Consider the following 396-nt stretch of genomic DNA (forward strand, 5'->3'; position numbering starts at 1 on the left):
GATTGGTGGCTTTAGGAATGCTTTGCTCCGGATTATCCGCTTCCGCGGCGGTGATGCCCACCAGCTCCAGGCCGCCAAAGGAGAACATGATGATCGCCATCATCATCACCAGCCCGTAAAAGCCGTGCGGCAGGAAGCCCCCCTGGTCCCACAGGTTACGTACCGTCGCCTGCGGGCCGCCGTTGCCGCTGAACAGCAGCCAGCCGCCGAACAAAATCATCGCCACTACGGCGACCACTTTGATAATCGCGAACCAGAATTCCATTTCACCGAACACTTTGACATTGGTCAGGTTAATGGCGTTGATGGCGATGAAGAAGACCGCCGCCGAGGCCCAGGTAGGGATTTCCGGCCACCAGAACTGGATATATTTGCCAACGGCGGTCAGTTCCGCCA

At 57.8% G+C, this 396-nt stretch carries 1 protein-coding gene; it reads right to left on the reverse strand.

Annotated elements, in window-relative coordinates; genetic code table 11:
* Positions 1 to 396: amino acid permease (locus tag M3234_RS29000; protein ID WP_262307950.1), on the reverse strand; the 396-nt coding region annotated here is incomplete at both ends.

It is taken from the genome of Neobacillus niacini (genome assembly GCF_023715785.1).
Taxonomy (GTDB): domain Bacteria; phylum Bacillota; class Bacilli; order Bacillales; family Cytobacillaceae; genus Neobacillus; species Neobacillus niacini_E.